The sequence below is a fragment of the Streptomyces sp. NPDC037203 genome (genome assembly GCF_055605065.1).
Genome location: NZ_JBVJUC010000003.1, coordinates 791,802 through 805,291, shown reverse-complemented (window position 1 = coordinate 805,291; position 13,490 = coordinate 791,802). Strand labels below are relative to the sequence as shown.

Below are 13,490 nucleotides of genomic sequence, written 5' to 3'. Positions count from 1 at the left end.
GTGGGCGAGTCAGTCGGTGGGCGGGTCAGTCGGTGGGCGAGTCAGTCGGTGGGCAGCAGGACGCCGGGGTTGAGCAGTCCGCCGGGGTCGAGGCGGTGCTTGACGGCGCGCAGGGCCTCGGCGGCCAGTTCTCCGGTCTCCCTGAGATACCAGTCGCGGTGGTCGGTGCCCACCCCGTGGTGGTGGGAGATGGTGCCCCCGGCGGCCAGGATCGCCTCGTTGGCCGCGTGCTTGGCGGGCGTCCAGTGGGCCACCGGGTCCTCGCCCCCGGCGCTGACGACGGTGAAGTACAGCGAGGCGCCGTTCTCGTACACATGGGAGATGTGGCACATCACCAGCGGCGGGGTGCCCGCCCCGGTGAGGGTGTCGGTGAGCGCGGTGCGCACCGCCGTGTACAGCTCGGGGACACGGGACCAGAACGCGGCGGTCTCCAGGGTCTCGGCGAAGGCGCCGACGTCGAGGAGGGCGTCGCGCAGGTACGGCGCGGAGAACCGGCCGTGGGCCCAGCGCTCGCCGGGCCCGGTGCCGAGCGGGGTGCCACCGCAGGCGGTGAGGACGGCGGCGGCCTGCTCGCGCCGGTACGCGGTCTCCTCGGGCGTGCCCTCGTAGCCGGCGATGGCGAGGCAGCCGGCGTCGCTCCGGCCGAGGCCGGCGCCTATCTCGTCGGGCGAGGCGAGGCCGATGAGGGTCTCGGTCTCGTCGGACAGGCGCAGCACGGTCGGACGCGGTCCGTCCTGGGCGAGCCTGCGCAGCGCGGCGGCGCCCTCCTCGAAGGAGGCGAACCGCCAGCCCTCGTAGATCTTCGTCTGGGGCAGGGGGCGCACGCGCACGGTGACGGAGGTGATGACGCCGAAGGCGCCCTCGGAGCCGAGGATCAGCTGGCGCAGGTCGGGGCCCGCGGCGGAGCGGGGGGCGCGGCCGGTCTCGACGGTGCCCTCGGGGGTGGCGAGGGTCAGGGCGAGGACCATCTCGTCGAAGCGGCCGTACCCGGCGGACGCCTGGCCGCTGGAGCGGGCCGCGGCGAAGCCGCCGATGCTGGCCCACTCGAAGGACTGCGGGAAGTGGCCGAGGGTGAAGCCCTGTTCGGCGAGGAGGGCCTCGGCGTCGGGGGCGCGCAGGCCGGGCTGGAGGACGGCGGTGCGCGAGACGGGGTCCAGGTCGAGCAGGGCGTCCATGCGGCGCAGGTCGAGCGCGACGAACGCACCGCGCTCCGGGGCGAGTCCGCCGACGACGGAGGTGCCGCCGCCGAACGGGACGACGGCCAGCGCGTGGTCCGCGCAGACCCGCAGGACGGCGATGACCTCGTCGTGGGTGGCGGGCAAGACCACGGCCTGCGGGACGTCGGTGACATCGCCGGTGCGGATGCGCAGCAGGTCGGGGGTGGACTTGCCGCGGGTGTGCCGGACGCGGCTCTCGGCGTCGGTGCGCACGTGCTCGGCGCCGCCGACGGCCGCGGCGAGCGCCGCCAGGGCCGCGGGCCCGGCCGTGGGGGCGGGCGGGCGGAGGTCGTCCAGGGCGAGCGCGGGGGTGCTGCGCGGCTTGACGCCGAGCAGGTCGCGCAGCAGCCCGGTCACCGAGTCGGGCAGCGGTGCCGCCTTGGCCGGGTCGCCCCAGCCGTTCCACAGCATGTCCATTGAACGGTCGTCCTCACAAAGGTCGGTGTGCTCGGTCCGGGCGGCGTCCGGGGCGTATGGCGATGGTCCGCCGGCTTCCGTCCGACTCGGGGGCGTTACACTGTTACACATGACGCCTATTCGTCACAACGGTACGGAAGACGCGGAGAGCGATCCGATCCTCGACGCGGTGCGCGACTGCGTGCTGGCCGTCGGGGTCCGCCGCACGACCCTCGCCGACGTGGCCCGCCGCGCCGGTGTCTCCCGGATGACCCTCTACCGGCGCTGGCCGGACCTGCGCACGCTGGTGGGCGATCTGATGACCCGTGAGTGGATCGACGTGGCCGGCCGGGCGATCCCCGAGCCGGCGCCCGGCCTCGACACGCGCACCCGGATCGTGGAAGGGCTGGTGGCGGGCGTCGAGGCGTTCCGGGCGCACCCCCTGTTCCGCAAGATCGTCGACGTCGATCCGGAGCTGCTGCTCCCCTATGTGCTCGACCGGCGCGGGGCGAGCCAGCTGGCGCTGCTCGGGCTGCTGACCGAGAGCCTGCGCGAGGGCCACGCGGACGGCTCCGTGCGCCGCGCGCACACCGAACGCCAGGCGCGCGCCCTGCTGTTGACGGTGCAGTCCTTCACCCTGTCCCTGCGCACGATGACCGACGAGGACGATCCGGAGCTGGACTCCGCCGCCTTCCTCGGCGAGCTGCGCGCCCTCCTGGAGAGGATCCTCAGGCCATGAGTCACACCGAGGCGGTACCCGGCTCGTCCCTCAGCGCGGCCCGGCGTGCCCGCGAACTGACCGAGGCCGCGGAACGGGTGGCCGACGTACTGGTCGTCGGGCTCGGCGCGACCGGGGCCGGGGTCGCCCTGGACGCGGCGGCCCGCGGTCTGGACGTCGTCGCGGTGGACGCCCACGACCTGGCCTTCGGCACCTCGCGCTGGAGTTCCAAACTCATCCACGGCGGGCTGCGCTATCTGGCGTCCGCGCAGTTCGACGTGGCCCACGAGAGCGCGGTGGAGCGGGGGGTGCTGATGACCCGCACCGCCCCGCATCTGGTCGGCGCGCAGCCGTTCGTGCTGCCGCTGACGCCGATGGTGTCGACGGCTCAGGCGGCCGTGGCCTGGGCCGGGCTGCGGGCCGGGGACATGCTGCGGCTGGCGGCGCGCACCCCGCGCCAGGTGCTGCCCGCGCCGCGCCGGCTGTCGGCGACGGAGGCGCGGCACCTGGCGCCCGCGGTGCGCGGGGCCGGGCTGCGCGGGGGACTGCTGTCCTGGGACGGGCGGGTCACCGACGACGCCCGGCTGGTGACCGCGCTGGCCCGCACGGCGGCGGCGCACGGCGCACGGGTGCTGACCCGCGTCCGGGTGCTGGAGCTGACCGGTGGCGGCGCCCGCGTCCGGGACGAACTCACCGGCGAGGAGGGCGAGATCAGGGCGCGTGTGGTGGTCAACGCCGCCGGGGTGTGGGCGGGCGGCCTGGTCGACGGCATCCGGATCCGGCCCTCCCGCGGCACGCATCTGGTGCTGCGCTCCGAGCGGCTCGGGGAGCTGCCGGCCGGGCTGCACATCCCGATCCCCGGCGAGACCAACCGCTTCGTGCTGGTGCTGCCCCAGGGGGACGGCCGGGTGTACGTCGGCCTCACCGACGAGCCCGTCGACGGGGGCGTCCCGGACGTGCCGGAGGTGCCGGAGACGGACATCGGCTTCCTGCTGGACGTGCTCGGCTCGGCCCTGGACGTGCCCGTCGCCCGTGCCGAGGTCGTCGGCGCCTTCGCCGGACTGCGGCCGCTGCTGGACCTGTCGGGGGGCGCCGGGACGACCCGCACCTCCGACATCTCCCGCCGGCACGCGGTGCTGACCTCGCCGGACGGGGTGACCACGGTGGTCGGCGGCAAGCTCACCACGTACCGCCGGATGGCCGAGGACGCCGTGGACGCCGCCGCGGCGGCCGGTGGGCTGTCCGTACCGCCGTCCCCCACCGCCGGGCTGCCGCTGGTCGGTGCCGCCGCGCCCGGACGGCTGCGCGCCCTGCCCGTCCCCCGGCGGCTGGTCCGCCGCTACGGCACGGAGGCCGTGGCCGTGCACGCCCTCGCCGTCCGGGACCCCGCCCTCGCCGCGCCCGTACTGCCCGGCCATCCGGTCACCCGCGCCGAACTCGTGTGGGCGGCCCGGCACGAGGGCGCCCTGGACGAGTCCGACCTGCTCGACCGCCGTACCCGCATCGGCCTGGTGCCGCAGGACCGGGAGGCGGCGCTGGGGGTGGCGCGGGAGGTGATGGCGGAAGGGGTGCCGGCCTGAGGGCGTCCGAGGTCCGGCGGTGTCCTCACACCAGCCGCCGGATCTCTCCCCGCACCCGGTAGAAGCCTCCCGCCGCGGGATGCAGGGCGTCCACGACGTAGCGGGCGCCCGGCACGCGTATCGCGCGGGGGAACTGGACGTTCCACGCGGGGTCGTAGCCGCCGGAGACGACGTGGACCCGCAGGCGGCCGGATTCCTGGACGCACTCCACGACGACGGAACCGGTCGGGGCCTGGGCCACGGTGGCGACCGCGTCGACGGCGGTGGCCGGGGCGTACGCGGGGAGGGCGGCGGCGAGTTTGACGTCGCGGACGACCGGCACCGAACCCTGCTGGGCCGCGCCGATGGCGGACTCGCCCGCGTCCACGCACACCAGGGAGCCGTCCGTGGTCACCAGGTACAGCCGCTCGTCGCGGTACTGCATCGACAACGCCGAGCCGCTGCCCGTGCCGAGCTTCCACAGCCGGGTGCCGTCGCGGTCGAAGCAGTACACGGACGAGGCCGAGTCCCCGGCGAACACGAACCGGCCGCCCGGCGACGTGGCGCAGGAGTAGACCGCGCCGTCGCAGGCGTACGTCGCCTCGATCGCGCCGGTCGCCTTCGACAGCCGCTGCACCACGCGGTGCCCGGTGCCCGCGTACACCGCGTCGGCCTCCTGCCAGCCGAACAGCACCCCGCCGCGTGTGCCGGTGTGCCACAACTCGCCGCCTCCGTCCGGGTGGTAGGCGGTGACGCCCTGGTGGTGGCCGTGGTAGACGGCGCGGTCGTCGGCACGCACCATCCAGCCGCTCCCGCCGCCGCTGCGGCGGGCCCACTGGTGTTCGTCCTCGTGGTCGATCACGGTGAGCCGGCCCTCGCGGTCGGAGACGTTGAGCACACCCTCGTGGATGTCCAGCCAGAAGATGTCGACGTCGGCGGCGATGTCGTAGGCGGCGAAGGGCAGCTTGGCGGACAGGTCGTACACCTTGCCGTCGTCGCAGCCCGCGTAGATCCAGAAGTCGTCGGCGACCAGGCACTTCACGCCGTCCGGCAGTCCGAAGCGGGCCAGTACGGTGCCCTCGTGGTCCAGGGTGTAGACGTCACCCGCCTGGTTGCCGACCCAGCAGTGGTCGTCGTCCACATGGATGCCGAACGCCGCCGAGCCGGTCCGGAACCGCCACAGCACCGGCGCCACGGCGCGCGCGGTGGAGGGGGCCGAGCCGACCTCGCGCCGGGTCACCTGCCGCGGGGCCCGGCCGCCGGGCACCGCCGGGGCGTACCCCTTGCGGACCTTCTCCCCCACCTTCTTCGCCGCCGCGGCACGTGCCTTCTCCACGGTCGGGAACGTGCTGGTCTGCGTCTGGCCGCCCGCGCCGATCCTGCCGTACCGCACCGTGACCACGAGGCCCTCGACGCTCACCTCGTAGAACTTGTGGGCGCCCCCGCCCTCCTGCGACAGCTCCAGATACGTCGTCTCCGCCGCGGTCACCGCAGACATGGCACACCCCTCCCCACAACAGACCCCGGCCGTCCCCGCAGGTCCTCACTGATCACACCGTAGGCGGGGGCACTGACAATCGACCGGGCGGCGGGGCACCCGCACGGCTCAGCCGCCGAGCAACTCCGCGAAGCGGCGCGTGTCGATGTTGCCGCCCGAGGCGATGACGCCGACACGGGGCGGGAGATCGCCGACGCGCCCGGCGAGGAGGGCGGCCAGGCCGGTGGCACCGCTGGGTTCGAAGACGGCCTTCAGCCGGTCGAAGGCGAAGCGCATGGCGTCGAGGATCTCGGCGTCGCCGACCAGCGCGACCGAGTCGACCAGGTGCCGGTTGATCGCGAAGGTCAGCTCGCCGGGGACGGCGACCGCCTGGCCGTCGGCGACGGTGCGGGGCACGGGAACCGCGACCCGGCTGCCGCGCTCCAGGGACCGCTTGGTGTCGTCGCTGCCCTCCGGCTCCACGCCGACGACCCGGACGTCCCGGTGCAGCCCCTTGGCCGCGACGGCGCTGCCGGCGACCAGCCCGCCGCCTCCGACGGGTACCAGCAGGACGTCCAACGGGCCGGTCTCCTCCAGGAGTTCCAGGGCGGCGGTGCCCTGGCCCGCGATGACGTCCGGGTGGTCGTAGGGCGGGATCAGGGTCAGGCCCCGCTCCTTCGCGAGCGCCGTGCCGAGCGCCACGCGGTCCTGGGTGTAGCGGTCGTAGGTGACGACCTCGGCGCCGTACCCGGCGGTGGCGTCCATCTTGGAGCGGGGCGCGTCCTCGGGCATCAGGATGACGGCGCTGGTGCCCAGTTCGCGGGCGGCGAGGGCGGTGGCCTGGGCGTGGTTGCCGGAGGAGAACGCGGCGACGCCCTTGGCGCGTTCCCCGGCCGAGAGCCGGGCGATGGCGTTGTAGGCGCCGCGGATCTTGAAGGCGCCCATCCGCTGGAGGTTCTCGCACTTGATGAACACCCGCGCGCCCACCCGTTCGTCGAGGGTGCGCGAGGTCAGCACCGGGGTGCGGTGGACGAAGCCCTTGACGCGCTCGGCGGCCGCGCGGATGTCGTCGAGGGTCACGGGCAGGTCGGCGGCGCCGGGCATGGCGAAGTCCTCTTTCTGTACCGGGTGTTGGTCGGTGCTGCTGCTCAAGACGGGTGCGCGCGGGTCCCTCCGGGGCCGGAGGAGGACCGTGGGCTCATCGCGGATCCGAGGGCGGTTTCGCGTAGTTGTAGATCGTGGCCCGCGAGACGCCGAGGAGGTCGGCGATGGTCCGCGCGGCGTCGCGGGGCTCGAAGTAGCCGTCCCGGTTGAGCTGTCGCACGAGCGCCCTCTTGTCCGTCCGGCTCAGCGACCGCGGCGGGGCGCCGCGCTCGGCGGCGAACTCCTCGATCACGCGGCGCAGTTCGCGTGTGTGGCGGTCGCGCAGTGTCTCCAGGGGCTTGTCGCCGTGTCCGCTGTCGGTGGCCACGAGGTTCGCCAGGGCGAGCGTCACGGGCGACAGCACGGAGACGTCGAGGTTGAGGCAGAGCGCCGCGATGTACCGGCCCTCGGCGTTCTTGATGCCGATGGAGGTGCTTTTCACCGGGCGGCCGTCCGGGAAGCGGTTGGGGTAGTTCTGGACGACATCGGGGAAGTCGGGATCGGCGATGCGGCGAAGGCCCAACTCGGTGGCCGGGTCACCTGGCTGACGGCCCGACAGGTTGTTCTCGATGGTCCGGATCGAGTGGTCCGCGTCCCGCAGGTCGTGCAGGACCACCTCGCACAGGCCCGGAAACATCCGGCCCAGGGCGACGGCGATCTTCTCGGCCTCCTGGACGAGATGCTCGTCCGCCGCCGCACCGTCCATCCGCCGCCCTCTCCCCTGAGACCCCTTGGCCTAAAAATCCATTTCTGGACAGTGAGGCTAAGCGATCGGCCGGCCACTGTCCAGGGAGTACCGCCGCGACCGGATCCGGTCCGGGGCGTCGGCGGACCTCGGCCAGGACGACGAGTCCGGACGACGTTACGACTCGGGCCGGGTGCCGGGTGCCGGGCGGAGCGATGCGTCCCGCGGGCGGAGACGGCTGAAACACCGGTACCGGAGGGGGCGGGGCGGGGAACTACCCGAGCGCATGGATTATCCGTTCCCCGCCCCGGCTCGACCCCCCACCCGCAGCCGCCGACGCATCGGCGGTGTGGCGGGGGCCGGTCTGGGGCACCGCGGCACGCAGGGGGCGTACCGCGAGCGTCTCGAGGTGCCGTGACGCACGGGGTGGCCACGGCGACCGAAGATCTCGTTCAGACCTTCCGTCGCCGTTCGCCCGGCGGCCAACGGAGACGGACCGACCGGGTGACACATCGGGACGACCGGCCGGCTGCCGCACGCGGACCGGCGCGCCGGCTACCGGCGGTCGTCGCCCTCGGCGGTCCCCGGCTCGGTCATCGAGCGGTGCATGGCGGCCTTGGCGCTGTCCGGCAGGACCTTGTTCGCGGCGCCTTGGGCCTTGGTCTTCAGGGAGCCCGTGACGACCGAGCCGCGGCCGTGCGTGATCGCCTCGTACGCCTGCCGGGCCACGTCGTCCGGGTCGTCCTTCTCCATCGTGCCGAGCTTGGTGTCCCCGAGGCCGGCACGGCGGAAGAAATCGGTGTCCGTCGGTCCGGGCAGGAACGCGGTGACGCTGACGCCCGTGTCCTTCACCTCCTCGCGCAGCGCCTCGGCGAACGACTGCACGAACGACTTCGAGGCGTTGTACACGGGCTGGAAGGGGCCCGGCGCGGTCGCCGCGATCGAGGACGTGAACGCGAGCCTGCCGGTGCCGCGGCGGACCATGTCGCGCAGCAGCGGTTTGGCGAGCCGTACGGTCGAGGTCACGTTCAGATCGACGACGGAGAGGTCGTCGGCGAGATCGGTGTCCGTGAAGGCCCCGCCCTGCCCGACCCCGGCGTTGAGCACGGCGACGTCGATGTCCAGGCCGCTCGTCGCGCCGACCAGCCGGCCGACGCCGTCGGCGTCCCGCAGGTCGGCCCGCACGGCGCGGACCCCGGCGCCGGTCTCCCGCAGCCGGTCCGCCGCCTGGTCCAGGCGGCCGTCCTCCGCGTTGATCACCAGATCGTAGCCGTGCTCGGCGAACTGCCTGGCCAGTGCGTATCCGATTCCGCTGGACGCCCCGGTCACCAGGGCGAGTGGCTTCTCCTCGTTCATACGCTCCGGGGTAACCAGCGTCGCGGGGCCCAACCCCGGCGGGGGCCTCCGGCCGGGGGGCGAGGCGGGGCGGTCCGCGTCCACGTGGCGGCACCGGCCGACGATCCGCATCGCGGCCCCGGCCGATCTGCCGCGTGCCGACCCCGCCGCTGGGCCACGCCTCGGCGCCCGCCGACAGGCCGCGTCGCAGCCCCCACCGACGAGCCGCACCGTGGCCCCGCAGATCGGCCGCATGCCGACCCCCACCGGTGGGCCGCGCACCGGCCCCACCAACAGACCGCATCGCAACCTGCGCCGATAGGCCGCGTCGCGGCTCCCACCGACGAGCCGCACTGCGGCCCCGCCGATCGGCCGCGTGCCGACCCCCGCCGACAGGCCGCACCGTGGCCCCGCAGATCGGCCGCATGCCAACCCCCACCGATCGGCCGCGCACCAGCCCCACCAACAGACCACATCACGGCCCCCACCGACAGACCACATCGCAGCCCCCACCGACGAGCCACACCGCGACCCCGCCGATCGACCGCATGCCGACCCCCACCGATCGGCCGCGCACCAGCCCCACCAACAGACCGCATCGCGACCCCCGCCGACAGCCGCGTACCGGCCCCCGCCGACAGGCCGCACCGTGGCCCCCGCCGATCGGCCGCATGGTGGCCCCCCACCGATGGTGCGACATTGGGATGAGACGGTCCGACGATCAGGCCGTCCGACGAAGGTCACCCTGGAGGCGCGATGGGGCGTGACGTCCCGGCGCTCGTGTTCACCCGCGAGGACCGCCGCCGGTACCGGGTCAAGATGCAGGAGTGCCTGGACGCGTTCGCGAAGATGCTGCGGGAGGCGCGCTTCGACGCCGAGCGGCCGCAGGTGGGCCTGGAGATAGAGCTGAATCTGGTGGACGACGACGCCGAGCCCGCCATGCGCAACAGCGACGTGCTGGACGCGATCTCCGACCCGGCGTGGTCCACCGAGCTGGGCCGCTTCAACCTGGAGATCAATGTGCCGCCGAGACGGCTGACGGCGGGCGGACCGGACGCCTGGGAATCGGAGATACGGGCCGCGCTCGACCACGCCGACGAGCGGGCGCGCACGGTCGGCGCCCGGCTGATCACGGTCGGCATCCTGCCCACGCTGCGGCAGGAGGACATCGGCGAGGAGACGCTGTCGGAGAATCCCCGCTACCGCCTGCTCAACGACCAGGTCTTCGCGGCCCGCGGCGAGGACCTGCGCATCGAGGTGGACGGCGTCGACCGGCTGCGCACCTACGCGGACAGCATCACCCCGGAGGCAGCCTGCACCAGCACCCAGTTTCATCTCCAGGTCTCTCCGGAGGAGTTCGCCGACTACTGGAACGCGGCGCAGGCCATCGCCGGCGTCCAGGTGGCGCTCGCGGCGAACGCGCCCTTCCTGTTCGGCAAGGAGTTGTGGCACGAGACCCGGATCCCGCTGTTCGAACAGGCCACGGACACCCGCCCGCAGGAGATCAAGGTGCAGGGTGTACGGCCGCGGGTGTGGTTCGGGGAGCGATGGATCACCAGCGTCTTCGACCTGTTCGAGGAGAACGTGCGCTACTTCCCCGCCCTGCTCCCCCTGGTCGACGACGAGGACCCGGTGGAGACGCTGGACCGCGGCGACGTGCCCGAACTCGGTGAACTCACCCTGCACAACGGCACGATCTACCGCTGGAACCGCCCCGTCTACGCCGTCTTCCGGGACCGGCCGCACATCCGCGTGGAGAACCGGGTGCTGCCCGCCGGGCCGACCGTCGCCGACACCCTCGCCAACGGCGCCTTCTACTACGGGCTCACCCGCGCGCTGGTCGAGGAGGACCGGCCGGTGTGGTCGCGGATGTCCTTCAAGGCCGCCGAGGAGAACCTGCACAGCGCGGCCCGGCACGGCATGGAGGCGCTGCTGTACTGGCCCGGCGCCGGCGAGGTCACGGCGCCCGAACTGGTGCTGCGCCGGCTGCTGCCGCTCGCCCACCGCGGACTGGAGCGCTCCGGGATGGACGCGGCCTGGCGGGAGCCGCTGCTCGGCATCATCGAGCAGCGCTGTGTGGCGGCCCGCAACGGCGCCGTGTGGCAGAAGGAGATGTTCCACCACATCATCGGCACCGCACACTGCTCCCGGCACGAGGCGCTGCGGCGCATGACACAGCTGTACATCGACTACATGCATCTCAACGCCCCGGTCCACACCTGGCCGGTCGACTGATCCGCGTCGACTCCCCCACTCCTCAGGCCAGTACGAGAACCAGCGGGATCCCCCGGCAGGGCACCAGCCGCATGCCCTCGTGGACGCCGGTCCGGTGCTCCCCGAGCAGCAGTTCACCGAAGTCCGGGCCCCTGGTGAGGGATCCGGCCAGGTGCGCGGGGTCCGCGGAGGCGGCGACGCGGCCGCGGGCGTTCACCAGATGGGCGGGGCGCGCGAGGTGCCGCAGCAGCGGCAGCACGGCGGCCTCGAAGTGGCGCAGATACACATCGGCCGCGGCCACTCCGGCGAACTCCCCCTGTGCGTATACCGGTTCGGACAGGGTGAGGCTGTACTCGTCGGAGCAGAGATAGTCGACGTACGGTCCGGCGACCGCCCGGCGTCCGGTGGCGCGGGGCAGCGCGAACCAGTCCCAGTGGGTGTAGTCGGAGTACGCCGACCGGCCGGGGTCGAGGTCGAGCAGCAGCGGTCGTACGTCGCCCCCGGCGGCGCACTGCCACCACTCCAGCCAGGCGGGCACATCGGCCAGCAGCCCCGGAGCGGCGACGAAGCCGGCGCCGGAGACCAACGCGTCGCACCTGAGGCGCTGGTGGAGTCCGGGGCGGAGGCAGGCGAGGTCGGCGCTGACCGCCGGGCGCCCCTCGGCACTCACTCGGGCGAGCAGGGCCGTCGCCTCGGCGCGGGTGGCCGCGACCGCGTCGAAGACGGCCTCCAGGGCGCCGCCCACCTGCGCGGCCACCCGCAGTTCCGACTCCGTGCCGGAGGCGGCGAGTTCGGGGCTGACGCCCATCGGGTCCTCCAGCGGACGAAAACCGGGCGCGGCGCGCTCAGAGTCCGAGACGTACGGCGACGAGCCGCGCCACCGGCTCCCTGACGCACCGCTCGGCCAGCGTGCCGGCCGTTGCGTGGTCCCCATCCTGCACGGCGGAGATCAACCCGCGCTGCCGGTCCGCAACTTCTTCACGACAGGAGTCGTCGGCGAGCACGAGACACGGCAGCGCGCCCACTTCGCCCTGAAGCGCGAGCTGTTCGCGGGTGAGCCGGGCGGACTGGGCGGCGGCCGCGAGTTCCACATGGAAACGGCCGTACAGCCGACAGCGCGCCGCCGCGTCGTCGGTCCGCGTCAACTCCGCTGCCGTGCGGCGCAGTTGTACCAGGTCCTCGGGTTCGGTGCGCTGGGCGGCGAGCCGGGCGGCGGCGCCGGACAGGGCGGCCCAGTGATCGCCGAGATCGCGCAGTTCCTCCGTGCTCCAGCCGCGCAGCCGGGACCTGAGCCGGTCCCCGGCGGGCAGCTCGGGCAGCGACACGAAGCTGCCGCCGCCGCGGCCCCGGCGGGTGATGAGCAGTCCCTGCTGCCGCAGGGCCATGAGGGCCTCCCGCAACGTGACGGTGGAGACACCGAGCCGCCCCGCGAGTTCACTCTCGCCCGGCAGTTGCTCGCCGTCGGCAAGGAGGCCCAGCTCTATCGCGTCGCCGAGGCGGCGGACGACGGTGTCCACGCGGGCCCGGTTCTCCACCGGGCTGAACACGGCCCTGCGGGCGCCGCCGTCGATCTGCTCCTGCCTCACGGCCATCACCTCGTGCGTTGACTCAAGCTTTACCCCAACGGGCTCTTGAGTCGAGAACTATGACTTCATATGTTTGCGGACAACGTACCGCGCGCCAGAAAGGTTCCCCTATGCAGGGAGTTGCGATCCGGCTGCACGACCTGCGCAAGTCGTTCGGCGAGACGGCCGCCGTCGCGGGAGTCGATCTGGAGATACGGGACGGCGAGTTCTTCTCGATGCTCGGCCCGTCCGGTTCCGGGAAGACCACGGTGCTGCGGCTCGTCGCCGGGTTCGAGACCCCCGACGCGGGCCGGATCGAACTGGCCGGTCAGGAGGTCACCGGGCTCGCCCCCTTCGAGCGGGACGTGCACACCGTCTTCCAGGACTACGCGCTGTTCCCGCACATGACGGTCGAACAGAACGTGGCGTACGCGCTGAAGATCCGCAAGGTGCCCAAGGCCCAGCGGCTCGCCCGTACCCGCGAGGCGCTCGCGCGGGTGCGGCTGGAGGGCTACGGCGCCCGGCGGCCCGCCCAGCTGTCCGGCGGCCAGCGGCAGCGCGTCGCGCTCGCCCGCGCCCTCGTCGGCCGCCCCCGTGTGCTGCTCCTGGACGAGCCGCTGGGCGCCCTCGACCTGAAGCTGCGCGAGCGGATGCAGAGCGAACTCAAGGCGATCCAGCGGGAGGTGGGGATCACCTTCGTGTTCGTCACCCACGACCAGGCGGAGGCGCTGACCATGAGCGACCGGATCGCCGTCTTCGACCGTGGCCGCATCGCCCAGGTCGGCACCCCCGCGGAGATCTACGAACGCCCGGCGACGCCCTTCGTCGCGGCCTTCGTCGGCACCTCCAACCTGCTCGACGGAGAGACGGCCCGGCGGCTGGTCGGCGCCGAGGGCGTCTACAACATCCGCCCGGAGAAGATCCGCGTCCTGAAGGAGTCCGCGGAGGCGGACCAGCCCGAACACACCACCGCCACCGGCATGGTCGCCGATGTCGTCTACCTCGGGGACACCACCCGGCTCCTCGTCGACCTCGACGGCGGCGGCCGGCTCACCGCGGTGCAGCAGAATCTGGAGACCTCCGCCGAGGACGTCGCGGCCTACCGCGGCAGCCGGGTCCGCCTCCAGTGGCACCGCCGCCACGCCGTCCGCCTGCCCTCCTGACCCCACCCTTGGAGAAAC

General features: G+C 73.5%; 11 protein-coding genes. 4 read left to right on the top strand and 7 right to left on the bottom strand.

The window, feature by feature from the left end:
* Nucleotides 1-41: 41 nt before the first annotated feature.
* On the bottom strand, nt 42-1,634 hold the full coding sequence (locus tag ACZ7EC_RS12875) for an FAD-binding oxidoreductase (protein ID WP_471061738.1): 1,593 nt from the start codon (nt 1,632-1,634) through the stop codon (nt 42-44).
* 109 nt (nt 1,635-1,743) lie between these two features.
* Here ACZ7EC_RS12875 and ACZ7EC_RS12870 point away from each other — a divergent pair, with 109 nt between their 5' ends.
* A complete protein-coding gene (locus ACZ7EC_RS12870; RefSeq protein ID WP_471061736.1) occupies nt 1,744-2,352 on the top strand; it encodes a TetR/AcrR family transcriptional regulator in 609 nt (202 codons plus the stop codon).
* Nucleotides 2,349-3,911 (top strand): glycerol-3-phosphate dehydrogenase/oxidase, encoded by a 1,563-nt coding sequence (locus ACZ7EC_RS12865; RefSeq protein ID WP_471061734.1) that lies wholly within the window; start codon nt 2,349-2,351, stop codon nt 3,909-3,911. Before ACZ7EC_RS12870 ends, ACZ7EC_RS12865 begins: the two co-directional genes overlap by 4 nt.
* A gap of 25 nt (nt 3,912-3,936) precedes the next feature.
* Here ACZ7EC_RS12865 and ACZ7EC_RS12860 read toward each other — a convergent pair whose 3' ends face one another.
* The 4 genes from ACZ7EC_RS12860 to ACZ7EC_RS12845 form a co-directional block, all read right to left on the bottom strand.
* Complete coding sequence (locus ACZ7EC_RS12860; protein WP_471061733.1) at nt 3,937-5,388, bottom strand: WGR domain-containing protein; 1,452 nt, start codon at nt 5,386-5,388, stop codon at nt 3,937-3,939.
* A gap of 108 nt (nt 5,389-5,496) precedes the next feature.
* Nucleotides 5,497-6,471, bottom strand: a complete 975-nt coding sequence (locus ACZ7EC_RS12855) for a pyridoxal-phosphate dependent enzyme (RefSeq protein WP_471061731.1) — start codon at nt 6,469-6,471, stop codon at nt 5,497-5,499.
* 94 nt (nt 6,472-6,565) lie between these two features.
* Entirely contained in the window at nt 6,566-7,216 is a 651-nt protein-coding gene (locus ACZ7EC_RS12850) for a helix-turn-helix transcriptional regulator (RefSeq protein ID WP_471061729.1), read from the bottom strand.
* A gap of 534 nt (nt 7,217-7,750) precedes the next feature.
* A complete protein-coding gene (locus ACZ7EC_RS12845) occupies nt 7,751-8,551 on the bottom strand; it encodes an SDR family NAD(P)-dependent oxidoreductase (RefSeq protein WP_471061727.1) in 801 nt (266 codons plus the stop codon).
* A gap of 735 nt (nt 8,552-9,286) precedes the next feature.
* Here ACZ7EC_RS12845 and ACZ7EC_RS12840 point away from each other — a divergent pair.
* Nucleotides 9,287-10,765 (top strand): glutamate-cysteine ligase family protein, encoded by a 1,479-nt coding sequence (locus ACZ7EC_RS12840; protein ID WP_471061725.1) that lies wholly within the window; start codon nt 9,287-9,289, stop codon nt 10,763-10,765.
* A 22-nt stretch (nt 10,766-10,787) separates the two neighbouring features.
* On the opposite strand, the gene ACZ7EC_RS12835 is transcribed toward ACZ7EC_RS12840, so the two are convergent.
* Together ACZ7EC_RS12835 and ACZ7EC_RS12830 are read right to left on the bottom strand one after the other, a co-directional pair.
* On the bottom strand, nt 10,788-11,552 hold the full coding sequence (locus ACZ7EC_RS12835; protein WP_471061723.1) for a PDC sensor domain-containing protein: 765 nt from the start codon (nt 11,550-11,552) through the stop codon (nt 10,788-10,790).
* A 37-nt stretch (nt 11,553-11,589) separates the two neighbouring features.
* On the bottom strand, nt 11,590-12,336 hold the full coding sequence (locus ACZ7EC_RS12830) for a FadR/GntR family transcriptional regulator (RefSeq protein WP_471061720.1): 747 nt from the start codon (nt 12,334-12,336) through the stop codon (nt 11,590-11,592).
* A gap of 104 nt (nt 12,337-12,440) precedes the next feature.
* Between ACZ7EC_RS12830 and ACZ7EC_RS12825 the strand changes: the two genes are divergently transcribed.
* Complete coding sequence (locus tag ACZ7EC_RS12825) at nt 12,441-13,472, top strand: ABC transporter ATP-binding protein (protein WP_471061717.1); 1,032 nt, start codon at nt 12,441-12,443, stop codon at nt 13,470-13,472.
* Nucleotides 13,473-13,490: the final 18 nt, after the last annotated feature.